The following is a 23,982-nucleotide window of genomic DNA, read 5'->3' as shown; positions in this document are numbered from 1 at the left end:
TATGTTAAAACAGGGATAGCCATGCGGCTGTCCCTATTTATTTTTTTAGAAAAATGGTATAATATAGCGTATGTTTACTGAATCCGGAGGTGTAGAAAAATGGCGAAAATGACTAAAGAAGAAGTAATTGAAGTCGCTCATTTGGCGAGACTTGCAATTACTGATGAAGAAGCGGAACATTTTGCAGATCAATTAGAAGCAATTACCAACGCAATGGAATTGTTAAGTGAATTGGATACGGAAAATGTTGAACCAACGACGCATGTATTGCAAATGGTCAACGTTTTACGAGAAGATAAATCAATCCCAGGATTAGATCGTGATTTGGTTATGAAAAACGTGAAAGAACATGAAGGCGGACAAGTTAAAGTCCCAACAATTTTAGAGTAGTCGGAAGGAGGCACTAAAGATGTCATTGGTAGAAAAAACAGCTGCACAATTGCAAGAAATGATACATACAAAAGAAATAACGATTGCTGAAATGACTGAAAAAGCATTTGAACGCATCGAAGCTCTTGAACCCAAAGTAGATGCATTTCTTGCGTTAAACAAAGAACGCGCAACACAACTTGCAAAAGAAATGGATAGTGTGCCTTTTGCTGAACGTGGACCTTTATTTGGTTTGCCTATCGGAGTAAAAGACAATATTGTCACAGAAGGTCTTGAAACAACGGCTTCTAGCCGTATTTTAGAAGGGTTTAATCCAATCTACGATGCAACAGTCGTAGACAAATTAAAAGCTGCTGGAATGGTGACCGTCGGAAAATTAAATATGGATGAATTTGCAATGGGTTCGTCTAACGAAAACTCGTATTACAAAAAAACAAAAAACCCATGGAATCTTGAAACTGTTCCGGGTGGTTCTTCAGGCGGGTCTGCTGCTGCAGTTGCGTCAGGACAAGTTCCGTTTTCGCTAGGATCAGATACGGGTGGCTCAATTCGTCAACCTGCTGCTTTTTGTGGCGTAGTTGGCATGAAGCCTACTTACGGACGAATTTCGCGTTTTGGGTTGATTGCTTATGCTTCATCGTTAGATCAAATCGGTCCAATTACACGAACTGTAAAAGACAACGCACTCCTGTTAAATGCGATTTCGGGATATGACGACAAAGATTCAACTTCTGCTAATGTTGAAGTTCCAGATTTCACTGCGGCATTGACGGGTGACATTACAGGTCTTCGCATCGGTGTTCCAAAAGAATATTTTGCTGAAGGTGTTGGCGAAGCAGCAAAACAAGCTGTTCTTGATGCTTTGAAAGTGCTTGAAGAACGAGGCGCAATTTGTGAAGAAATTTCACTGCCTCATTCAAAATACGCATTAGCAACTTATTACATTCTTGCTTCTTCTGAAGCATCATCAAATTTGTCACGCTTTGACGGTATTCGCTATGGCTACCGCACAGAAAAAGCAGGAAGTCTTCTTGAGTTTTACATGAACACGCGCTCTGAAGGATTTGGCGATGAAGTCAAACGCCGCATCATGCTTGGAACGTATGCACTAAGCTCAGGTTACTACGATGCTTACTACAAAAAAGCACAAAAAGTTCGGACCTTGATCAAAAAAGACTTTGATGATGCATTTGAAAAATACGATGTCATCGTTGGTCCAACAACGCCAACACCAGCATTTAAAATTGGTGAAATCATTGACGATCCATTAACAATGTATGCAAACGATATTTTAACAATTCCAGTTAACTTAGCAGGTGTACCAGCCATTTCAATACCTTGTGGATTTGAAAATGGTCTACCACTAGGCTTGCAAATTATCGGGAAGCACTTCGACGAAGAAACCGTTTATCGCGTTGCAGATGTATATGAACAAGCAACGGATTTCCATAAAAAAACTCCTCAGACATGGGAGGGAGCAGCACAATGAATTTTGAAACAATTATCGGACTTGAAGTCCACGTTGAACTAAAAACAGAATCTAAAATGTTTTCTCCAGCACCGGCTCATTTTGGTGCGGAACCAAATACCAATACGAACGTCATTGACCTTGGCTATCCAGGTGTTTTACCAGTAGTGAATAAAACAGCAGTGGACTGGGCAATGAGAGCGGCACTTGCATTAAACTGCGAAATTACGCGCCACACGAAATTTGATCGCAAAAACTATTTTTATCCAGATAACCCGAAAGCTTATCAAATTTCACAATTTGATCAGCCAATCGGTGAGCATGGCTGGATTGAAATTGAAGTAAAAGGCGAGAAAAAACGGATTGGCATTACCCGTCTTCATATGGAAGAAGATGCAGGGAAACTAACGCACACGGGCAAAGGCCATTCATTGGTTGACTTTAACCGTCAAGGCACACCATTAATCGAAATTGTTTCTGAGCCAGATATTCGTACAGCTGATGAAGCGTATGCGTATCTTGAAAAAATCAAAGCCATTATTCAGTACACAGGCGTTTCTGATGTACGCATGGAAGAAGGATCATTGCGTTGCGACGCGAACATTTCGCTTCGTCCGTTTGGTCAAGAACAATTTGGCACAAAAACCGAATTGAAAAACTTAAACTCGTTCAACTTTGTTCGTAAAGGGATTGAGCATGAGCAAGTTCGTCAAGAGCAAGTGTTATTGTCCGGTGGGATTATCGAGCAAGAAACACGTCGTTACGACGAATCCACAGGAAAAACCTTGTTGATGCGCATTAAAGAAGGATCTGACGATTATCGCTACTTCCCTGAACCTGATCTTGTCGATATCGTTATTGATGATGCTTGGCTAGAACGCGTTCGTTCAGAAATTCCAGAATTGCCAGATGCACGAAAAGCTCGTTATGTTTCAGAGCTAGGCATGTCTTCTTATGACGCTATGGTTCTGACACTAGCAAAACCAATTTCGGATTTCTTTGAAGCGACAGTAACTGCTGGTGCCGATGCGAAACTGTCATCTAACTGGTTGATGGGCGAAGTATCTGCTTACTTGAACGCTGAGCAAAAAGAACTTGAAGATACGGAATTAACACCAGAAGGTTTGGCTGGTATGATCAAATTGATTTCAGATGGCACCATTTCATCTAAAATTGCGAAGAAAGTCTTTAAGGAATTGATTGAAAAAGGCGGCGACGCGAACGATATCGTTAAAGCGAAAGGACTTGTTCAGATCTCTGATGAGAACACATTGCGTGAATTCGTTACAGCAGCTCTTGACAATAATCCACAATCGATTGAAGACTTTAAAAACGGTAAAGATCGAGCAATTGGTTTCCTTGTCGGGCAAATCATGAAACAAACTAAAGGGCAAGCAAATCCGCCATTGCTTAATAAAATTCTTCTTGAAGAAATTGCTAAAAGATAAGCTTTACCCATAAAAAAGGATGGTCCATTATGGATCATCCTTTTTTATGGGTTGGGTAAAGTTAAAGCAATACCGGCCACTTTGAGCATTGCTCTCGCTAAAGCTAAGAAAAAGCCGTTTGTCTTTAGCTTCGTTTAGCCGATGGACGCGCTTCGTGCTGGAACCGGTTGCTTTTAGTTAGGAGAATTGCAGGTAAAAGTTAATTTTATGCTTAGTGAAACTAAGTTAAACTTTAGACGTCTTTAAGTTGACCGTTAATTAGTGGTGACTTACACCGCTGTAAATCAGCATTTCTTCACCTAAGCCTTGAAGACTTTGCTACATAACAGTAAACTGGTAGTAAAGATAAGTTTGGATCAATAGCATGTGCTTGATGTATTTTGTAATTTCAACTGAATTCATGTGAATGAACCTTCTAATTCGAGAGGAACCGGCTGTTTAGTAGAAAGTAGGAAGAGGGAGACGTGATTGTATGATGACGGAGCAGCAGTATTTTGAAGCTGGCATTACTTTGGAAAGTTATATGGCTCAAATGGAGTCGAATCAGCAAAAGTCCTATAGCATCTATGAGAAGTTTAACCTTCCAGAAGACACGGAATTTATGGCGTTGCTAAAAGAAAAGCAACCTCATATTTTGGTTATTACTGAAGATTGGTGTGGCGATGCGATGATGAATAATGCCATCCTGCGAAAAATCACAGATGCGGTTCATTTAGAGGTTCATTGCGTATACCGTGATGAACATCTCGAATTGATGGATCGTTATTTAACCAATGGTGGACGTTCAATTCCCAAATACATTATTCTCTCAGAAGACGGCAAGGTTCTGGGTACTTGGGGTCCACGAGCTCCTAAAGTTCAAAACTTTGTCGATGAAAAGAAATCGGTACTTCCGGATAAAGATGATCCCCAATACGAGCATCACTTGAAGACCGTTATTGGTGAGATTTCAGATGGATTTGTATATAACAATGGTTTTTGGCAAATCGTTTATGAAGACTTACGTCAAGCATTTCAAAAAGCACTAACATAAATGAATGATCTATTTTTAGAAAACCTATAACTGCTTACCTAGAAAATGTTTTGTCGATCTTTACAGAAAGTCCAGAAAGGCTGAATCTCATGAAACGTGCACGCATTATATACAATCCAACTTCCGGCCGTGAGTTATTCCGAAAACACTTGCCTGAAGTGCTAGAAAAAATGGAAAAAGCGGGCTACGAAACATCTTGTCACGCGACAACTTGTGAAGGCGATGCCATTCAAGCTGCAGCTTTTGCTGTAGAGCGGAAGTTTGATTTAGTAATCGCTGTGGGTGGAGACGGTACCTTAAACGAAGTTGTTTCAGGAATCGCTCCTTTTGAAAATCGTCCCAAAGTGGGTCTTATTCCAATGGGAACGACCAATGACTTTGCTCGCGCTGTTCATATTCCACGCGATATAACAAAAGCTGTTGATATTATTCTTAAAGGTGATTCAATTCCTGTGGATATAGGGTTAATGAATGGTGATCGGTATTTTATTAACATTGCAGGGGGCGGCAGGCTGACGGAGCTAACGTATGAAGTTCCAAGCAAGTTAAAAACAGTTCTCGGTCAAATGGCTTATTATTTAAAAGGCATCGAGATGCTGCCTTCGATTCGATCTTCACGTGTTCGGATTGAATACGATGGTCAAGTTTTTGATGACAGTGCCATGATGTTTTTGATCGGATTGACTAATTCGGTTGGAGGATTTGAAAAATTAGCGCCTGATGCTAGTATTAACGACGGGAAGTTTACGTTATTAATTTTAAAAGAGCTCAATATGGCTGAGTTTATCCGTGTTGCCTCTTTAGCTCTTCGGGGTGAACATTTATCGGACTCTCATGTAATTTATGCTAAAGCCAGCAAAATTACAGTAACGACAGAAGAACGAGTATTACTCAATTTAGATGGAGAGTATGGTGGGTTACTGCCAGCTGTATTCGAAAACTTAGCTAGTCATATTGAGATGTATGTGCCGATTGATTCATTGAACGAAAAAGACCGTAAATAAAAATAAGTCGTCCGGTAAGTCTCTAAAATAAAACAGACGGTGGAAAAAGAGTTCTTTTTCCACCGTCTGTTTTTTGGATTGCTGTCAAGAATATAGAACTCGGTGTACATTTTCAGAAACAAAAGAAGCCGTACTCAAAAAGTCATTGTTCATGACTTTTTGGGACAGCCCCGTTTGCTAGTTACTATCTTGTGACATTCTAAAGTAGTTCGATTGCTTTGTCTTGTTCTGCTGCAAGCTGCGGCAGATTTTTAATCGATTCCCAGCGGAATAACAACGTCATGCCGTTATCACGGCCCTGGCTTTTAATCATGTGTTCAAAAAATTCAATAGGTTCTCCGGTATATTCAAATTGAAAAATATTCCGTTCGTATGCCTTATCCTGATGTTCAGGATAATACGTATACTTGTGGATTTTCCCTACAAAGTCAAGAACTTCACGTGGCAAGCCTGTTTCCTCTTTTACTTCTCGGTATAATGCATCGATCAATAGTTCGCCGTCTTCGATTGTGCCACCTGGAACTTGCAGGCCAACTTCTGGTTCTCCTTTGTATTCGAATACAAGCAATTCACGATTTTCATCATCGCCTCTTGTGATATAAGCAAATACTTTCCGTTTTGTTCTCATGATGAATCACCCTTTTTCTTTGTTCTTTATAGAATACTAAAAATTGAGAAAAATTTCAATTCTTTTTACTTCGTTTTTGTCACAGCTTATTCAAAGTTGGCTGTGATACCAAGGCTTAGGAAGAGTTTTGGCAAGTGCGTTTGATGTACAATAGGAACTAAGGAAACAGTAAATTACATGTTTGAAAAAAGGAGACGAGTAGATTGGAATTCCAAGATCCAGCTTTTCTGAGTCGTATTCTAACGCTTTTGACTTTATCATTCCATATTCTCTACGCAACAATCGGCGTAGGGGTACCACTCATGATTATGATCGCCCAGTGGGTGGGGATTAAGAAAAAAGATGAACATTATATTTTGATGGCTCGCCGTTGGGCAAGAGGCTTTGTTATAACCGTAGCTGTAGGAGTTGTAACCGGTACAGCGATCGGCTTGCAGTTATCGCTGCTGTGGCCGAATTTTATGCAATTAGCAGGGAACGTCATTGCGTTGCCATTGTTTATGGAAGTTTTTGCGTTTTTCTTCGAGGCAATTTTCCTCGGGATTTACCTTTATACATGGGATCGCTTTGAAGATCAGCGGAAGCATTTTCTGCTACTGATTCCGGTTGCACTCGGTGCAGCCGCATCGTCCGTTTTTATCACCATTGTCAACGCCTTTATGAACCAACCACAGGGCTTTGAGATACTAAATGGTGAAATGGTTAACGTCAGCCCGCTGCTGGCGATGTTTAGTCCTGCAGTACCGACAAAAGTAGCGCACGTTATGGCGACAGCTTTCATGACCAGCGCATTTTTACTGGCTTCTATTGCGGCTTTCCGAATGTTACGTGGCTCTACGCATATTTATCACAAAAAAGCTTTGTTCTTGACGATGAAATTAGCATTGGTATTTTCTGTCGCTACGGCTTTAATTGGTGATTTTTCTGGTAAGTATTTGGCAGAGTATCAGCCGGAAAAATTGGCAGCTGCTGAGTGGCATTTTGAAACCGAAGAAGATGCTGGTTTGGTCATGTTTGGAGTTCTAGATGGTGAAGAAGTGAAGTACGCCATTAAGATTCCGTATGCTTTAAGCATACTGGCGCACAGTAATCCATTTGCTGAAGTAACAGGTCTTAATGAGTTCCCAGAGGACGAAATTCCACCATTATGGATTCACTATCTTTTTGATACGATGGTCACTATTGGGATGTGGCTAGCCTTCTTCTCCTTTGTCTATGTTGTGGCGGCTTGGCGTAACTGGTCGTTTATACGGACAAAATGGTTCCGTTGGCTAACAGTAGCAGGAGGTCCTTTGGCACTCGTGGCTATTGAAGCAGGATGGTGGTTTACAGAAGTAGGACGCCAGCCTTGGATTCTTCGAGGTCATATGAAGATTGATGAAGCTGCAACTACTAGTGGTCATGTGGACTTGATGATTGTTTTGTTTGCTGGCTTGTATTTGATTCTAGGAATCGGGACGGTTGTTGTTCTTTCAAGAATGTATAGACGCAACCCCGTTGAAAAAGAATTAGCAGCACGTGAAAATGGCAAAGGCGGTGAAGAAGAATGACTCTAGAAATTATTGGGATTTCTGTTTTATGGTTGTTTCTGTTTCTATACGTCATTGTGGCGTCGATTGACTTCGGCGCCGGCTTCTTTAATGCCTATAGCTCGTTTGTTGGCAAGCAACATATTTTGACAGGGGTTATTCAGCGCTACTTGTCACCAGTTTGGGAAGTTACCAACGTATTCTTTGTTTTCTTCTTTGTTGGGATTATCGGATTTTTCCCGCAAACCGCTTTTTACTACGGTACAACCTTATTAGTTCCAGCTAGTCTAGCATTGATACTGCTGGCGATTCGAGGTTCCTATTACGCTTTTGCGACTTACGGAGCAAAAATCAATCATAGAGGTTATATCTATATGTATGGGTTGTCTGGGCTGTTGTTACCAGCGGCATTATCACCAGTTCTTGCCATGTCTGAAGGTGGCTTTATCCAACTTGATAATGGCCAGCCTTACTTGGATTACTGGGCATTGTTCACCAGTCCGTTAATGTGGAGTATTGTCGTTTTGAGTTTAACAGCAGTTCTTTATATTTCGTCGGTATTTTTAACTTGGTACTCATCGAAAGCTGGTGATGCGAAAGCGACTGATTTGATGCGTAAATATGCGCTCGTTTGGGCAGCTCCCGCAATCGTTACTGCAACCGGGATTATTTACGAACTGCGTGGCCACAATCCAGAGCATTACGCTCGCATTCTTGATTTATGGTGGGCATTCGCATTGTCGTTCTTATTGTTTGCTGGAACGGTTTACCTAATTTGGAAAAAGCGTCATTATGGTTGGGCTTTTATTTTATTAATGGGGCAGTTCTTTACAGCATTCTTCGCGTATGGTGCATCCCATTACCCGTACTTGCTGTATCCGTATTTGACGATATATGACAGCTTTACTAATGAAGCCATGGCGATTGCTTTGATCATTGCATTTATCGCAGGGCTGTTCTTGTTGTTGCCATCGCTTTACTTGTTGTTCCGTCTGTTCTTGTTCGATAAGGATTACGTTGAAGGCAAATCAGATTACCACGCATAAGAGGAGGCATTATTCATGCAGGATTTCATGATATTTTATGCACCATTTCTAGTGTTGTTCGGAGCCATTATTTTTGGTTTCTGGTTCTCTCTGAAAGATGGTCCCGCTAGAAAAGAAAAAAATTAGGAACGCGTACAGGCTTTTGCCTGACGCGTTTTTTTGTTGTATGATAAGTAGATGTGAAATGGAGTGAATTTTTTTGAAACCAGTAAACAAAAACGATCGACTAACGGTCCATGTAGAAGATTTGACACATGACGGTGCAGGCGTAGCAAAAGTTGATGGCTATCCGCTGTTTATCCCAGGCGCTTTGCCAGGAGAAGATGTCTCGGTCCATGTGTTAAAAACCTTGAAATCTTATGGCTTTGCAAAGCTAATCGAAATACAGCAAGCTTCACCTTTTCGTGTTACAGCTCCGTGTCCAGTGTTTGATACATGTGGAGGCTGTCAAATTCAGCACTTGTCCTACGAAGGACAGATGACTTTTAAACGAAAATTAGTGCGGGACGCGATTACGCGTATCGGTAAATTACCAGATGTGCCGGTACATCCAGTTAAAGGTATGGAAGATCCGTGGCGCTACCGCAATAAATCTCAAATTCCTTTTGGTACACAAGACGGCAAAGTGGTCGCTGGATTTTATCAGCCGCGTTCTCATGACATTGCAGATACGGATACATGTTTGATTCAAACACCTGAAGCAGATGCGATTATGGTCGCTTTGAAAAACAACTTAGTGGAAATAGGCATTGAACCTTACGAAGAAGCCACACACCGCGGTATGCTTCGCCACGTAGTAGTTCGGAAAGCTCGAGCGACTGGAGAAATTATGGTCGTTTTAGTCACTAAGAAAAAGAAATTTGCTCATTCAGCACGAGCAATTGAATTGATTCAAGCAACTGTTCCAGAAGTGACATCGATTGTCCAAAACATCAACCATGAAAAAACCAATGTTATTTTTGGTGACGAAACCGTAACGCTTTGGGGCAAAGATGTGATTGAAGATCGGATCGGTAACGTTCGTTTTGAAATTTCAGCACGCTCTTTTTATCAAATCAACCCGATACAAACAGAAATTCTTTACGGTCAAGCGCTTGAATACGCTCAATTAACGGGACAGGAGACCGTCATTGATGCGTATTGTGGCATTGGGACGATTTCTCTGTTCCTTGCAAAGCAAGCTAAATTTGTTATGGGTGTAGAAATTGTTCCTCAAGCGATTGAAGATGCTAAACGCAACGCTGAACTAAATGGTTTAACGAATACTTTATTTGAAGCAGGACCTGCCGAACAAGTGATTCCGCGCTGGTACAAAGAAGGCAAGCAGGCGGATGTTTTAGTGGTCGATCCACCACGTAAAGGCTGTGATGAGCAGTTGCTACGGACTATTCTCAAGCAGCGTCCATCGCGTGTTGTTTATGTATCGTGTAACCCGGCTACACTTGCGCGTGACTTGCGCATATTAGAAGATGGTGGCTACCGCACAAAAGAAGTACAGCCTGTTGATATGTTCCCACAGACAACGCATTGTGAAGCAGTGGCTTGGCTAGAGCTAGAAAAATAAAAAAAGAGTTTAATTGGCGAAACGCGCTGATTAAACTCTTTTTTTATTTTTGACACAACTTTACTGAGTTACAGGTTTTAAAGAGATAAATCATAGGGTAAAGATAAAAGAATACTTCCAGAAGGAGATAACGATGAAAATGAAACAAGTGCCCGAGTCAAAATTCACAGATAAACGTGAAACCATCATTCAAGGGTTAGTCGAACAAAATGTATTTAAGATCAATGGCAGACAATTATATGAAACTTCACTTTATGAATTAATGAAAACTTATACAGACAATGAAAAAGCCGGTTGATTCTGGCTTTTTTCAATGGTTGATACAAAGTAGGAGCCATGTTCATGTGTGATGAAAAATTAGCAACCTATCGCAAGAGTCGATTTGTTGAACTGCCGATTGCCGAAATATAGCAAGAACTGACAGCTGATAACTTAACTTCAGAAAAAATCAGTTTTAATGTACAAAGAAACGATTTCACATTTGCATGGGCTCCCCATTTTGCTAGCAGATAATATAGCTACTAGTAATGAAATGCACACAAAAGCAAATGTCGAAAAAAAGCGAAGCCAGTTGTGGCTTCGCTTTTTTTATGCCAACTCGTCTAAATGCTTCCATACTTGTTCTATGAGTATCGACAGTTCAGCTTCGATCCGTTTGTCATTAGCTAAAGTCGTTAGGACACTTTCAATTAACGCTTTTCTCGGCGCTTCTGTGGCGAGTTCTGTTGCTAGAAACTGCACTAATTGCTGTGTGTTGGCATGATCTTTTAAGTTTCGAGCATAAGCTTCTAATAGCATAGCAAGTTCTTCAATGCTAACGTGATCTGCTAAAGTGGCGATTGGTAATTTGAGCTTGCCAATAAAATGGTCTTTCGCTGCTATTTGAAGAGTTATCGTTGCTTGTAAGCGGCGGACGACAAAAGAAGAGAGTTTTTCTGCCGGTAATTCCTCCACAGAAACGAGACGCCATAAATGAATCAGTTGCTGTACATAGCCGTGGACAAAAGCCGCATTTTCTAATGCGTAAGGAGCTGCTTCTTTGCCAAAAACATCTACGATTCGTGAAGAAATCCATTCCATTTCTAACGTGTATTGTTTAATGGAAAATGCTTTTAGTTCCGGATCTTGTGAATAAAAGATGCTTTCGTAGAGAGAAAATAGATTTTTTTCAAGGTTCAGCTTGATGCGAATAGACAGTTGCTCTGCCAGAACCTCTGGATCGTTGGTTAGCATTCCAAGTGCTGCGGCTAATCGTTGCTGGCGAATTTCACTGCCAATAGATTCCATGATTGCCATAAGACACTCAGATTTGGAACCGAAATAGTTGTAGAAAGTTCCTTTAGACACGCCAGCATCATCGAGTATGTCTTGGATAGAAGAGGGGTTATAGCCTTTATTGATGAACAGCTTGTAGGCTGCGCTTAAAATTTGCTGTTTTTTCGGGTTCATATACCTCACCTTTATACCGTTAGTCTATCTTTATAATAAGTTAAAAATGCTTTCAAATCAATGATTTAAGATGAATAAAACATTTGACTTGAAAAAAATATACAACCGGTATAGAATAATCAAATGAAGAAATAGAAAAAGCGTAAGATGTATGGAGGAAATGAAAATATGACAGAACAGAAAAAACCACCTTATGGCATTATTGCCATTCTCTTTACCGGCGCGTTCGTAGCGATTTTTAATCAGACTTTGTTGAACATTGCATTGCCTGAAATTATGATCGATTTAAATATAGCCGCTTCTACAGCACAATGGTTAGTTACAGGCTATATGCTAGTTAACGGGATTTTGATTCCTGCTAGTGCTTTTTTCATTCAGCGCTATTCCAATCGTTCGATTTTCATTGTGGCGATGTCATTATTTGCACTCGGCACGTTATTGGCGGCAATATCGCCAACATTTAGCATTCTGCTAATCGGCAGAATGGTCCAAGCTTCTGGGGCAGCATTGATGATGCCATTATTAATGAACGTTATGCTTGCTGCTTTTCCTGTTGAAAAACGAGGATCTGCGATGGGGATATTCGGACTGGTTATGGTCGTTGCACCTGCAATTGGCCCAACTCTTTCTGGATTTATCGTCGAGCATTACTCATGGCGTGTTCTCTTTTGGATTGTCTTACCGATCGCACTAGTTCCTCTTACTTTAGGGATATTCAAATTAAAGAACCTAACATTCCAAAATAGAGATATATCACTTGATAAAGCTTCGTTGGCTCTTTCAAGTTTAGGATTCGGCGGTGTTTTATACGGGTTCAGTTCAGCCGGAACGCTCGGCTGGACCAATGCCACTGTCATAGTGACAATCGCAATAGGTGTGATATCTTTAATTGTTTTCGGGTTCCGCCAATTAAAATTAGATGAGCCTTTACTGGAAATTCGAATTTATAAATATCCGATGTTTGCTTTATCATCTGCTATTTCAATTTCTCTTTCCATGTCTATGTTCTCAGCAATGATTTTAATGCCGATTTATATCCAAACCATCAAAGGAATTTCACCGATTAACTCGGGGTTGTTAATGTTGCCGGGCGCTTTAATTATGGGCTTTATGTCGCCGATTACTGGCCGACTTTTCGACCGTTTTGGCGCTAAAGTGTTGGCCATTCCTGGGTTGTCATTAGTTGTTTTAACGACGTATATGTTTAGCCAATTGAGCTTAGACTCTAGTTACGTCAGTATTATGGTAATTTACACATTGCGGATGTTTGGTATTTCAATGGTTATGATGCCGGTTATGACCAACGGTTTGAATACCTTGCCGATAAAATCTTATCCTCACGGAACAGCAATCAATAATACGTTGCAGCAAGTGGCAGGGGCTGTTGGATCAGCTTTCTTAATTACCATCATGAACACACGCACCGAATCGTCAGCGAAAGAATTGGCGGCAAGTGGAACTTCTCCGGAGAGTATTTTGAACTTAGCCATGCTTGACGGCATTAACTTCGCGTTTTTCGTTTCTACTTTTATCGCGCTCGTATCATTGATACTGGCTTTCTTTATTAAAAAGCCTGTTCGACCAGTCACTGAAGCCGAAAAAGAAATTGTTTACAGACGAAAAGAAGCAACTGAATAATCGACTGAGCCAGTCCGGTATCCGGGCTGGCTTTTTGAATTTAAGAAAATAGAAATGACTGCACTTTGATCGTGATTGGATGCTACGGAGGCTTACACTTTTCCAGTTTCAAAAAGGCGATAAAACAGCAAATATGGTACACTAAAAGCATTGAAAAAAAGGTGGAATCGCAAATGACTTTTATAAAAGAACTAAGTCCAATATGGCAAGAGAAATGGGAGAAGGCTGGATTTGAAGCGGCAATGCCGATTCAAGACCAGATGATTCCAGAAATGTTAGCAGGCAATGATATCGTAGCAGAATCTCCCACAGGTTCTGGTAAAACTTTGGCATATGTCTTGCCGATATTAGAACGAGTAAATCCAGAAAAACCAGCGATACAAGCAATGATCGTTGCGCCATCGCAGGAATTGTCTATGCAAATCGTTAATGTCTTACGTGAGTGGACAGAAGGAACAGACGTAACCGTTACGCAGTTGATTGGTGGTGCAAATATGCAGCGTCAATTAGAAAAGCTAAAGAAAAAGCCAACGATTGTAGTTGGAACTCCGGGACGTCTAAATGAATTAGTGAAAACGAAAAAATTGAAAATGCATGAAATCCGTATGTTGGTATTGGATGAAGGCGATCAGTTAATGGCGCGTGAGCACCGTGGGATTATGAAAGACTTGATTGAAAAAACGCAACATGACCGCCAATTGGTTCTTGTGTCTGCGACCATTACAGAAGAAATAGAAGTAGTTGCCGAACGGTTAATGCAACATCCAACGCGTCTGCAAGTAACAGCTGCAGATTTACCAATGTTTGGTAAAGTGACGCATTCATTCATCAAAGTGGATGAACGTGATAAAACGGAATTGCTGCGCAGCATTTCGCATATTCCAGACATGAAAGCATTAGCGTTTGTGAATAACTTAGATCAGTTGCTAATGAAGGAAAATAAATTGAAATTCCGTGACGCGAAAATCGTCACATTGCATTCTGAAATGAAAAAAGATGAACGCAAAAAAGCATTAGATGCTTTTCGTAAAGGGGAAGTCGCCGTTTTGATTGCAACAGAAGTAGCGGCACGTGGATTGGATATCGATTTGGTGACGCACGTGGTTCACGTCGATGTTCCACAAACCGTTGAGCAATACTTACATCGTTCAGGGAGAACCGGAAGAGCTGGGGCTGATGGTGAAGTATTGACTTTGTTGGCGTATGCTGATGAACGTCATTATAAAAAATTCACGAAAGAATTGCCTTCTAAGCCTGTTCAAAAAATTGTTCATGGTGGTAAGTTAATCGAAGGATCTAGCAAAACCATTGCCGCGAAGGGGAATAAGCGATGAATTTTCATGAAAAGCTTGAACAATACGCTGAATTAACGGTTTATGTCGGATTAAATGTTCAAAAAGGACAATTGGTCGTCATTAATACAACAATTGACACGCTTGAATTTACGCGGATTGTCGTTAGAAAAGCTTATGAAGCAGGTGCTAAACGTGTACAGGTTAACTACGAAGATCCGGTATTGACACGAACGCATTTTGAATTAGCTCCTGATGACACATTTAAAGAATATCCAGAATGGTCTGTCTTACAGCGAGATGAAGTTGTTAATACGGGTGGGGCTTTCCTGTGGATTGATGCGGAAGATCCGGACTTGCTAACTGGAATTCCAGCAAAACGTTTGGCCGATTGGCAAAAAGCTTCAGGAACAGCGTTAGAGCGCTATCGTCAAGCAGTTGGAACGGATAAAGTAGCATGGTCGATTGTTGCAATTCCGTCCTCAAAATGGGCACAAAAAGTGTTTCCCAACTTGCCGGCTGAACAACAAATGGAGTCTTTATGGCAAGCTATTTTCAAAACTGTACGAATCGGTGAAGGCAATGCAGTGGAAGCTTGGAAAAACCACATCGCCTTGTTAGAGAAACGAGCTACGCAATTAAACGATAAACGTTACGTGAAATTGCAGTATAGTGCACCTGGAACGAATTTAACTATTGAACTTCCAGACAAGCACATTTGGATGTCTGGTGCGTCAAAAACGCCTCAAGGAAATCCATTTATTGCGAATATGCCGACCGAAGAAGTTTACACCGTTCCGTTAAAGCATGGAGTAGATGGCATCGTTCAGAACACAAAGCCACTGGTCTACCAGGGAAATGTGATTGATGGATTTACACTGACTTTTGAAAAAGGGAAAATTGTTCAGGCCAAAGCAGCAACAGGACAAGAACTTCTAGACGAAATGATTAGCGCCGACGAAGGGGCAGCTTATTTGGGAGAAGTGGCATTAGTGCCATTTCATTCTCCAATTTCCGATTCGAATATTCTGTTTTACAATACCTTATTCGATGAAAATGCTTCAAATCATTTAGCGATTGGTGATTCTTATCCTACTTGCTACGAAGGTGCACGCGATTTAGAGCGCAATCAACTAGCAGCTATCGGCCTTAACACGTCAATTGTCCATGAAGATTTCATGATAGGCAGTGAGCACATGAATATTGATGGCATCACGATTGATGGTTCAAAAGAGCCTATCTTCCGAAACGGAAACTGGGCATTCTAAGAGGTGATGGAGATGAAGAAGTATTGGATGGCAGCAATGACTGGTTTTCTATTGTTTAGTGGAACGGCCTCTGCGCAAGCAGCGATACAAATCCCTGCCGCGTATGTGGCAATCGGGGATTCACTAGCAGCAGGACAAACACCCAATCAACAAATAGATACGGGTTATACCGATTTGATCCATCAAGAACTAACACGCAATCAACCCGTGGCCTTTTACTCGAAAGATTTGGCATTTCCTGGATTTACAACGGCTGATGTGTTAGACAGTATACAAACAGATGAGGCGGAAAAAGTGCTTGGGTCAGCTAATCTGATAACGATATCAGCTGGAGCAAATGATCTGTTGCGTTTAGTACAAAACGACTCGAAACAAGGTTCTTTGACTTTTCAACAACGTCAAGTAGATTTTGCGCTCAATGGAGCAAGAAAAAATATGGACTTAATCTTATCTGAGCTTACCGAAAAATCTCCAGATGCCACTGTTTATGTGATGGGCTATTATTTTGCATACCCTCACGTCCGTGAAAGTCAAAAAAATGGCACGTCCAAACAACTGGATCGACTTAATGAAATTCTTCGATTGTCAGCTGAAAAAGCGGGTGCTATTTTTGTGTCAGTAGACCAACCATTTGGTGCAAACGGCGTGGATAAAATTCCAAATCCAGCCGATGTTCATCCGAACGTAATTGGTTACCAGGCGATGGCAAACGCATTTTTCGAAAACTATCAAGAAGCGTGGACCATAGAAAATTCTGAACTGCCACCAGCAAACCCACTGTCTTTTGAGGAAATTATAGAAGCACAAGAACAGCAAGAACAGAAGACACCAAAAGATAGCGAAGCTGAAGAAACGGCGAAGCGACCTTCTGATCAAAACAAAACAGGGTACTTGGCTTTACAGCAAGAAATTCCTTACGTTTAAAATGTGCGAAAATGCATATTCACTTTTCTCTAAATACTGAGAGGTTCACTTTTTTATGTAAGAAGAGTAGCTGTTTCATGCTAATAAAAAACGTTCCGGCATATATGCCAGAACGTTTTTTATTAGCGTTTTTTAGTAGGCTGTTTAGTAGGAGATTGACCTGCTTTGCCTTGTTTTCTTTTGTTTAATACTTTGCGAATAATGGGATATGCTATAGGGCCATATTTGATTGCAGATTTCAGTAGTCTTCCAATTGCCATTTAAATCTCTCCATTCATAATCGTAGTGATTGTTGTTTTCCCGAGTTCTCTATGATGCAAACCTCTTACGTCAGTTGCGCATGTGCCAGCAAGATGTTTTTGTATGCGTGAACACTTGAAATCGTTACATATTCCGCATTGCCATGCCAGTCGTCACCACTTGGTCCAAATTCAATGGCACCTTCACCGCCGTTTACGGCTGCATAATAACGTGTGTCGGCTGCGCCGTGCTGACCAAACAAAACAGCTTGTTGTTGTGTAGTAGCTGTAATTGCTTTTTGCAAGCTTTGAATAAATGGATTGTCTTTTGTAGTTGTTAGAGGAGGTGTAGATCCCGAAGCTTTATAATCCATAGTAACGTTCAAAGTCTCAGCCAAGTCCACCAATTGTCGAACGATTTCTTCTTTTTGCTGTCCTGGCATAAAACGGATATCGTAAGACATTTCACAAACCTCAGGAACGACATTATAGCGTTCTCCTGCTTTGATGATGGGCAGATTGACAGAAGGTTGCTCGTAATATTCGGTGGATTCTTTTCGGAACGGTAAATCGGCGACGGCCAGATGGAATTTCATCGCAGATTCAATGGCGTTAATTCCTTCCCATGGACGACTACCATGAGCAGGTTTGCCTTTAAAAACCATATCCATTCTCAAAATCCCTTTAGATTGAAGTCCGACTTTTAATCCGGTAGGTTCTCCGCAAATGACAAAATCACCGTGGAATCCTTGTTCGACGAGCCACTTGGATGTATGGCGTCCGCCAATTTCTTCATCAGTGACAATATGTAACTGCACTTCGCGAGTTACGAGGGAACTGTCGAGTTCGACAAACGCCTGCATCATGGCTGCAACTCCGGCTTTCATGTCAGCAGCGCCTCGCCCATAAAGTCGATCTCCTTCTTCAACAGGTACAAATTGCTCTTTATGACCCGGAACTACATCAACGTGACCATTCCAGACAATCGTCTCTTCTCCTTGCCCTTTAACAGCTGTCAACATCAAGTAGCCTTTATTGTCATGAACCTTCACGGATTCTCCTTTGGTTTTTAGCCAATCGGCACAGAAAAGAAGAGCTTTGTTGGCACCCTCTTTGGTATCACTTTGAATCTTTATCAATTCTTTTAACAATTCAATCATCCTTTTGGCAAGCCTAATATCCCGGCTGCCTCCACCACCTTTCAAGTATCGTAACTATTCTCATCTTTACCCTATCACATCATCTTAAAACGATGTTGCATAAAAGAACAGCGTTGTGTACAATACAGGTGACTGTTAATATAGTTGTATACACCACAAGGGGAGCTTTTGCTGAGAGTGAACATTTGTTCTTACCCTTTGAACCTGTAAGTTAACACTTGCGCAGGGATGTGGATGGAAACCGGCTCTTACAACGACGCCAGGCTCTGTCCTGACGTCGTTTTTAATATGGTTTTATTCACGACCCTTCTGGTGATGTACACAACACCTAAGGAGGAAGTCATGAGAAATAAAAAAGTATTGTTGATGACAGAAATTGCAATTTTCGCGGCTCTTGGATTTGTGTTGGATTTCATTTCTTTCCGGATGCCACAAGGCGGCTCGGTCAGCTTGGTAATGATTCCAATTGTTTTAATTGCTTTTAGAAGAGGTGCAGGTGCCGGAATTCTAACTGGGATTTTAGTCGGGCTCCTGCAAATCGTTTCTGGATTTATCTCTGTCACCCCATTATCGTTTGGGTTTGTTGTCATGCAGGTCTTGCTGGATTATATTTTAGCGTATGGAGTTGTTGGGGTAGCAGGCATTATGCGTGCAAAGTATATGCAACATGCGCAAGCTAAGCAAACGGGTAAAATGATAACGGCTATAGTAGTGGGAGTGCTAATCGCTTCTGTGTTGCGCTACTTGGTCCATGTTATTACAGGTATTTTGTTCTTCGGCATGTTTGCTGAAGGCAATGTGATCATCTATTCGGTCATCTATAATGCAACTTACATGATACCGGTATTCTTGCTTGCTGCTTTTGTCTGTGCTGCACTTTTTGCGGCTGCACCGAAATTGGTAGATGCAGAAGCTTGAAATGGTAGAAGGCTGTCTTTTGACAGCCTTCTTTTCAATCTTTGGATTCAGGACTAGTTAGACCTGTAGAAGAGAATCCCTTTTAATTTTGTGGTATAATTCTTGAATAGAAAAGCTTGAAAGAAGGGTCATTGATGATAGCAACTAATGAAAAAGAGATTGAAATGTTAAAAAAAGCTGGCCAAATGGTGGCTGAAATTCGGGAAGCGATGAAAGCTGCCACAAAAGCTGGAGTCACGACAAAAGAAATCGACGAACTGGGCGGTCAATTATTTGAGGAGCTGGGTGGCGTTTCCGGTCCAAAATCAGAATATGATTTTCCTGGGTATACATGTATCAGCGTCAACGAAGAAGTGGCTCATGGTATTCCAGGTAGCCGTGTCATCCAAGATGGAGATATTGTGAATATCGATGTTTCGGGGTCATATGAAGGATTCTTCTCTGATACAGGAATTTCATTTGTTGTAGGCGAAGGACATGCTGAAAAAGAAAAAATCTGTGAAGCAGCTGCTTCGGCATTTGACCGCGCGATGACGAAAGTCAAAGCCGGTGCAAAACTCAACCAAATTGGTAAGGCTGTTGAACGTGAAGCGAAAGAGCAAGGTTTGTTCGTCATCAAAAACTTGACTGGACATGGCATTGGTAAATCACTTCACGAAGCGCCCCAACATATTTTAAATTATTACGATGCTTGGGAGACGACGATTTTAAAAGAAGGCATGGTACTTGCAGTAGAGCCCTTTATCTCTCAAAAAGCCGAGCACATTATCGAGTCAGGTGATGGCTGGACATTTATAACACCGGATCAATCATTGGTCGCGCAAATCGAGCATACTGTATTGGTAACAAAAGGTGAACCGATTTTATTGACTAAACTAAACAGCTAACATAAAAAAGAGATTCGGTGGAATAGCCGAATCTCTTTTTTATGTTAGTTGAATGTGAATGCAAAAAATCTGCAGACAAGCTCGCTCTAATCGAGTCTCTCGCAGATTTATTGAGTAGGTGCCGTTCTTTTTTTTATGAGCAAAATACCGGTTAAGATAACGCCGCTCAAGAAAAGAGATGCGGTTGTTACTAACATTTCGTCTGTGCCGTGTTTAACAGCAATTCCAATGAACGCCCATATAAAGACCAAAGCGAAAGGAATATCCATATGATGAAACCGAATATGCAAAGCGATTGCAGTCGCGACTGTCAACATAATAACTGTCCACAGCTGATCGCTCAATCCCCAACCGCTCCAATTGTAAAAAGTTAAGACGAAACTGATGTTGGCAATAGTGGCTACACTAATCCATCCCATATTGATTGAAATAGGCAGCCGTTCAGTAAACGATCTTTCCGAATTTCCATATTGCAGGTAAAGAGCAATCAATGCTATCAAGTAGCCAAGCATGGCAACAATGGACCAGGCAAAAAATTCATAATGCCATAACAAGAGCCAACTTATATTGAACAGGCAGCTTAAGACAAAAAACAAAGTGATCTTGTGTGAAGGGGTCTGTCCTTTTCTTAAACGTATCCAGAAAGCAACAATCCAAACAGCCAGCAAAAGATAGATGATGGACCAAATTGAAAATACGTAACCGGCTGGTGTAAACAACACTAACAGTCGGTTAGACACGTCACCTGTAGTTTGATCGTTTAACGGCAAGGTATTTGCCAAAGTATTCATGACAACGACAGCAATAAAAGAAATTGTCATAAGTAAAATACGAATCATGCAGAATCCCTCCTTCATTTTAGTATACCTGTCGTCGTTTCAATCAACAATTAACCTTTTCCAAAAAAATCCCTAAACATGTCGATAAGGTGAAGTATTAGCTTGAAGAGTGAAATATTGTTCCGGTTTCGGAAAGAAAAATGATATACTAAAGAAGTGTTTTTAGAAAATTTAGTTTATCAGGAGGAGAAATTATGACAGTTACCTATCCAGAACAATGGGATTTGGACACGCTATTTCCAGGAGGAAGTGAATCGCGGGAATTGCGGCTACATATGGACGAGGCAGTAAACAAACTCTCTGAATTTGAAGCGCACGTCCAAAAGTTTGAAGTACTAACGACGAAAGAAGATGCACCAAAAGTTGCTGACTTGCTTGAACAAATGAGCCGTGTAATGCGCCATCTCAGTCAAGCAGGTTCATTTATTGGCTGTTTGATGGCACAAAATACACAAGATAAAAAAGCAGGTATTTTAGAAAGTGAAGCTTCGACCTTATCTGCGCGTTTCCAAAACTCTTTTCAGAAAATCCAACAAGATTTAGTAAAGACCGAGGATGGCATATGGAACGAACTATTAAACGAAGAGTCTTTACGTAAATTTACATTTGTCTTAAACGAGTGGCGTGACGAGGCAAAAATGTTACTTTCTGAAAAAGAGGAAGGCTTGATTACCGCGTTAAGTATTGACGGGTATCACAGCTGGGGCCAATTATACGATATGCTAGTTGGCGAAATTAACGTTACAGTCACAGTGGACGGCGAAGAGAAGTCATTATCGGTAGGACAAGCGAATAATCTGAGTTCTCATAAAGATGCAGCAGTTCGAAAAGAGTCCTACCAAAAATTAGAGGAAGCATGGACAGAGAAAGAAGAATTCTTTGCCAAAACCTTGAATTCCATTGGTGGCTTTCGTTTGGAAACGTATAAAAAACGTGGATGGGACAATCCCCTTCAAGAACCCTTACACATTAATCGCATGAAGCAAGAAACCTTAGATGCGATGTGGAGAGCTATTAGTAAAAACAAACAGCCTTTTGTTGATTATTTAAACCAAAAAGGAAAACTACTTGGAAAAGACGGACTGGATTGGTATGACGTGGATGCACCAGTAACGGAAAGTACGCAACAGTTTTCTTATCAAGAAGGAGCAGAATTTATCCTTAAGCAATTTGGAAAATTTGGTCCGGAACTAGAGCAATTCGCACAGCAAGCATTTGAAAATGGCTGGATCGAAGCAGAAGATCGTCCGAACAAACGACCTGGCGGATTTTGTACAAGCTTGCCATTAGGTGAAGAATCGCGTATTTTCATGACTTATAGTGGCTCGATGTCTAATGTGGCAACTTTGGCTCATGAACTTGGGCATGCATTTCATTCTTTCGCTCTTCGTCCAGTTCACGCGTTAAACCGTTCGTATGCTATGAATGTCGCAGAAACAGCGTCTACATTTGCGGAAATGATTGTGGCAGATGCAGCTGTGAAAAATGCCAAGTCCAATGAAGAGAAAATTGCGTTGCTAGAAGATAAAGTTCAGCGTAGTGTTGCTTTCTTCATGAACATTCATTCGCGCTTCCTTTTTGAAACTCGTTTTTATGAAGAACGTAAAAATGGTGTTGTTCCTGCAGCTAGATTAAATGAATTAATGGAGCAGGCTCAAACAGAAGGATTTGCGGGCGGATTGGCGTCAACGCATCCACATTTCTGGGCATCCAAATTGCATTTTTATATTACCCAAGTACCTTTTTACAATTTCCCTTACACCTTTGGTTATTTATTCTCTTTGAGCGTATACGCAAAAGCTTTAGAAGAAGGGGATAGTTTTGAAGGAAAGTACATGGCTTTACTTCGTGATACAGCGGTAATGTCAGCAGAAGACTTAGCGATGAAGCATTTAGGCGAAGATATTACACAACAGGCGTTTTGGGAAAAAGGAATTGCCTTATGTGTTCAAGATGCCAAGGAATTCATTTCACTAACATCTACTGAGGCCTAGTGTGAACTTGCTTTTTGAAGGGCAGACATGCTATCTGCGCAGTTTAGCGGTTGAAGATGCAGAGGAAATGGTGCAATTGCTGCTTCGTAACCGGGAATACTGGTCTGTCTACGAACCACGTCATCGAGACAGCTATTTCTCAGCGAGCGTTCAGCGAGAAAAAATTCGGGAATCGATTTATCAAGCGAGAGAAAATCGAGAATATAGCGTTGGGATCTTTGAACACAATACCAATAAGTTGATTGGACACATCTCCGTGTACAGCGTGAAACGGATGCCTTTTTTAAGTGCTTTGATCGGGTATTCGATTGATAAGGTGTATGTCGGTAAAGGGATTGCTACAGAAGCAGTCAACTTAATGACGGTCTTTGGTTTTGAACAGCTTCGTCTTCACCGAGTCGAAGCTTATGTTTCTCCGGATAATGTGGGCTCTATTCGCGTGTTGGAGAAAACGGGTTTTCGACAAGAAGGCTTGTTGAAGAGTTTTCTCTATATAAATGGTGAGTGGAAAGACCATTTTTATTATTCAGTAATCGAGGAAGAATTTTGAAAGGGCAAGGCCACCTATAAAAAATGGTGGAAAGATACGCGACGTTGGTTTGAATCGTGAGTAGCGGTAGAGAGAGGTGTGCAAATTGAACAAAGACAAAATGTTCTCTTATCACAAATGGGCCACATTAGCCTGCCTGCAACACGTTAGAGATTTAGGCGAAGAACTTTATAAAAAAGAAGGAATCAATTCTTTTGCTTCGATTCAAGAAACAACAGAGCATGTTTTAGGCGTGGAAAAACTGTGGTTGCTTCGAATGTCAGGTGTAGCGAATCCGACATTTGAACATTTCGATGTAGAAACAACGGAACAAGCAGCAGAAAGTTTTATGTTGCTTCATGCTGAAATGGAATTATTTTTCGCCTCTTTACCTGAAGCGAAGTGGCAAGAAACGCTCCATTATCGAAATATGCGCGGAGATGATTTTTCCACAACTAGAGAAGAAATGTTATTCACTTTTGTTAATCATGCTAGCTATCACAGGGGGCAGGTAACGTCTTTGCTACGGCAATTCGGGAAAGAAGGCATAGCGCTTGATTACATCTATTACCAAAAACAAAACCGCTGAGAAACTCTCAGCGGTTTTCCAGCTTGTTGAGAAACTAAGGTTTTATCGATTATCTTCTCAGTGGATTGGTCAAGAAACAAAAGAACGTGAAGTTTTTAGACCCTTCTGCTTAGCAGAAGGGTCATTTTTTTGATGTTTTGCACTGC

Annotated in this window: 24 protein-coding genes and 1 riboswitch; of the genes, 19 read left to right on the top strand and 5 right to left on the bottom strand. The window is 41.0% G+C overall.

Annotated features, from left to right (window positions below; translation table 11 throughout):
• The first annotated feature begins 99 nt into the window (after nt 1-99).
• The 5 genes from gatC (at nt 100) to QMF37_RS16055 (ending at nt 5,343) form a co-directional block, all read left to right on the top strand.
• Complete coding sequence (gene gatC / locus QMF37_RS16075) at nt 100-390, top strand: Asp-tRNA(Asn)/Glu-tRNA(Gln) amidotransferase subunit GatC (RefSeq protein WP_058386046.1); 291 nt, start codon at nt 100-102, stop codon at nt 388-390.
• Between the two features lie 19 nt (nt 391-409).
• Nucleotides 410-1,879: an Asp-tRNA(Asn)/Glu-tRNA(Gln) amidotransferase subunit GatA gene (gene gatA, locus QMF37_RS16070; protein ID WP_071153258.1), complete on the top strand. Its 1,470-nt coding sequence runs from the start codon at nt 410-412 to the stop codon at nt 1,877-1,879.
• On the top strand, nt 1,876-3,306 hold the full coding sequence (gene gatB, locus QMF37_RS16065; RefSeq protein ID WP_071153259.1) for an Asp-tRNA(Asn)/Glu-tRNA(Gln) amidotransferase subunit GatB: 1,431 nt from the start codon (nt 1,876-1,878) through the stop codon (nt 3,304-3,306). The genes gatA and gatB overlap by 4 nt, the downstream gene beginning before the upstream one ends.
• A gap of 472 nt (nt 3,307-3,778) precedes the next feature.
• Nucleotides 3,779-4,339, top strand: a complete 561-nt coding sequence (locus QMF37_RS16060; RefSeq protein ID WP_071153260.1) for a thioredoxin family protein — start codon at nt 3,779-3,781, stop codon at nt 4,337-4,339.
• An 89-nt stretch (nt 4,340-4,428) separates the two neighbouring features.
• Nucleotides 4,429-5,343, top strand: coding sequence for a diacylglycerol kinase (locus QMF37_RS16055; RefSeq protein WP_058386042.1), 915 nt, complete (start codon nt 4,429-4,431; stop codon nt 5,341-5,343).
• A 199-nt stretch (nt 5,344-5,542) separates the two neighbouring features.
• On the opposite strand, the gene QMF37_RS16050 is transcribed toward QMF37_RS16055, so the two are convergent.
• Entirely contained in the window at nt 5,543-5,971 is a 429-nt protein-coding gene (locus tag QMF37_RS16050) for an NUDIX hydrolase (RefSeq protein ID WP_071153261.1), read from the bottom strand.
• Between the two features lie 203 nt (nt 5,972-6,174).
• On the opposite strand from QMF37_RS16050, the gene QMF37_RS16045 reads away from it, so the two are divergent.
• The 5 genes from QMF37_RS16045 to fbpA all read left to right on the top strand — a co-directional run bounded on the left by QMF37_RS16045 (nt 6,175) and on the right by fbpA (nt 10,408).
• Nucleotides 6,175-7,521, top strand: coding sequence for a cytochrome ubiquinol oxidase subunit I (locus QMF37_RS16045; protein ID WP_058386040.1), 1,347 nt, complete (start codon nt 6,175-6,177; stop codon nt 7,519-7,521).
• The gene (locus QMF37_RS16040) at nt 7,518-8,546 is read left to right on the top strand and encodes a cytochrome d ubiquinol oxidase subunit II (protein WP_058386039.1); all 1,029 of its coding nucleotides are present in this window, start codon (nt 7,518-7,520) and stop codon (nt 8,544-8,546) included. Before QMF37_RS16045 ends, QMF37_RS16040 begins: the two co-directional genes overlap by 4 nt.
• A gap of 15 nt (nt 8,547-8,561) precedes the next feature.
• The gene (gene cydS / locus QMF37_RS18315) at nt 8,562-8,672 is read left to right on the top strand and encodes a cytochrome bd oxidase small subunit CydS family protein (RefSeq protein ID WP_410477416.1); all 111 of its coding nucleotides are present in this window, start codon (nt 8,562-8,564) and stop codon (nt 8,670-8,672) included.
• Between the two features lie 73 nt (nt 8,673-8,745).
• Nucleotides 8,746-10,110 carry a 23S rRNA (uracil(1939)-C(5))-methyltransferase RlmD gene (gene rlmD / locus QMF37_RS16035; protein ID WP_071153262.1) on the top strand — a complete coding sequence of 455 codons (1,365 nt, stop codon included), beginning with the start codon at nt 8,746-8,748 and terminating at the stop codon, nt 10,108-10,110.
• A gap of 133 nt (nt 10,111-10,243) precedes the next feature.
• The gene (fbpA, locus tag QMF37_RS16030; protein ID WP_143039503.1) at nt 10,244-10,408 is read left to right on the top strand and encodes a Fur-regulated basic protein FbpA; all 165 of its coding nucleotides are present in this window, start codon (nt 10,244-10,246) and stop codon (nt 10,406-10,408) included.
• A gap of 290 nt (nt 10,409-10,698) precedes the next feature.
• Here the strand turns inward: fbpA and QMF37_RS16025 are convergent, their stop codons facing one another.
• Entirely contained in the window at nt 10,699-11,559 is an 861-nt protein-coding gene (locus QMF37_RS16025) for a TetR/AcrR family transcriptional regulator (protein ID WP_071153263.1), read from the bottom strand.
• Between the two features lie 168 nt (nt 11,560-11,727).
• Between QMF37_RS16025 and QMF37_RS16020 the strand changes: the two genes are divergently transcribed.
• The 4 genes from QMF37_RS16020 to QMF37_RS16005 all read left to right on the top strand — a co-directional run bounded on the left by QMF37_RS16020 (nt 11,728) and on the right by QMF37_RS16005 (nt 16,681).
• A complete protein-coding gene (locus tag QMF37_RS16020; RefSeq protein ID WP_071153264.1) occupies nt 11,728-13,197 on the top strand; it encodes an MDR family MFS transporter in 1,470 nt (489 codons plus the stop codon).
• A gap of 173 nt (nt 13,198-13,370) precedes the next feature.
• Nucleotides 13,371-14,531, top strand: a complete 1,161-nt coding sequence (locus QMF37_RS16015; protein WP_071153265.1) for a DEAD/DEAH box helicase — start codon at nt 13,371-13,373, stop codon at nt 14,529-14,531.
• Nucleotides 14,528-15,757: an aminopeptidase gene (locus QMF37_RS16010; RefSeq protein ID WP_283478859.1), complete on the top strand. Its 1,230-nt coding sequence runs from the start codon at nt 14,528-14,530 to the stop codon at nt 15,755-15,757. Before QMF37_RS16015 ends, QMF37_RS16010 begins: the two co-directional genes overlap by 4 nt.
• Before the next feature lie 12 nt (nt 15,758-15,769).
• Nucleotides 15,770-16,681 (top strand): SGNH/GDSL hydrolase family protein, encoded by a 912-nt coding sequence (locus tag QMF37_RS16005; protein WP_283478857.1) that lies wholly within the window; start codon nt 15,770-15,772, stop codon nt 16,679-16,681.
• Nucleotides 16,682-16,803: 122 nt separating this feature from the next.
• Here QMF37_RS16005 and QMF37_RS16000 read toward each other — a convergent pair whose 3' ends face one another.
• Both QMF37_RS16000 and QMF37_RS15995 read right to left on the bottom strand, forming a co-directional pair.
• A complete protein-coding gene (locus QMF37_RS16000; RefSeq protein WP_169793159.1) occupies nt 16,804-16,941 on the bottom strand; it encodes a hypothetical protein in 138 nt (45 codons plus the stop codon).
• A gap of 65 nt (nt 16,942-17,006) precedes the next feature.
• On the bottom strand, nt 17,007-18,080 hold the full coding sequence (locus tag QMF37_RS15995; RefSeq protein ID WP_071153268.1) for a M20 family metallopeptidase: 1,074 nt from the start codon (nt 18,078-18,080) through the stop codon (nt 17,007-17,009).
• A gap of 148 nt (nt 18,081-18,228) precedes the next feature.
• Nucleotides 18,229-18,326, top strand: a riboswitch (TPP riboswitch).
• A gap of 96 nt (nt 18,327-18,422) precedes the next feature.
• Here QMF37_RS15995 and thiT point away from each other — a divergent pair.
• The gene (thiT, locus tag QMF37_RS15990) at nt 18,423-18,998 is read left to right on the top strand and encodes an energy-coupled thiamine transporter ThiT (protein WP_071153269.1); all 576 of its coding nucleotides are present in this window, start codon (nt 18,423-18,425) and stop codon (nt 18,996-18,998) included.
• Between the two features lie 134 nt (nt 18,999-19,132).
• Nucleotides 19,133-19,885 (top strand): type I methionyl aminopeptidase, encoded by a 753-nt coding sequence (gene map, locus QMF37_RS15985; protein WP_058386030.1) that lies wholly within the window; start codon nt 19,133-19,135, stop codon nt 19,883-19,885.
• Nucleotides 19,886-19,992: 107 nt separating this feature from the next.
• On the opposite strand, the gene QMF37_RS15980 is transcribed toward map, so the two are convergent.
• The gene (locus tag QMF37_RS15980; RefSeq protein WP_078080210.1) at nt 19,993-20,724 is read right to left on the bottom strand and encodes a TspO/MBR family protein; all 732 of its coding nucleotides are present in this window, start codon (nt 20,722-20,724) and stop codon (nt 19,993-19,995) included.
• Between the two features lie 194 nt (nt 20,725-20,918).
• On the opposite strand from QMF37_RS15980, the gene QMF37_RS15975 reads away from it, so the two are divergent.
• The 3 genes from QMF37_RS15975 (at nt 20,919) to QMF37_RS15965 (ending at nt 23,836) form a co-directional block, all read left to right on the top strand.
• A complete protein-coding gene (locus tag QMF37_RS15975) occupies nt 20,919-22,718 on the top strand; it encodes a M3 family oligoendopeptidase (protein ID WP_283478856.1) in 1,800 nt (599 codons plus the stop codon).
• Nucleotide 22,719: 1 nt separating this feature from the next.
• Nucleotides 22,720-23,268 carry a GNAT family N-acetyltransferase gene (locus tag QMF37_RS15970; protein WP_058386027.1) on the top strand — a complete coding sequence of 183 codons (549 nt, stop codon included), beginning with the start codon at nt 22,720-22,722 and terminating at the stop codon, nt 23,266-23,268.
• An 85-nt stretch (nt 23,269-23,353) separates the two neighbouring features.
• The gene (locus QMF37_RS15965) at nt 23,354-23,836 is read left to right on the top strand and encodes a DinB family protein (RefSeq protein WP_071153271.1); all 483 of its coding nucleotides are present in this window, start codon (nt 23,354-23,356) and stop codon (nt 23,834-23,836) included.
• The last annotated feature ends 146 nt before the right edge of the window (nt 23,837-23,982 follow it).

Source organism: Planococcus sp. S3-L1 (assembly GCF_030063085.1).
Lineage (GTDB): Bacteria > Bacillota > Bacilli > Bacillales_A > Planococcaceae > Planococcus > Planococcus kocurii.
Note: the sequence above shows the minus strand (reverse complement) of the source record. Positions and strands in the feature narration are given on the sequence as shown.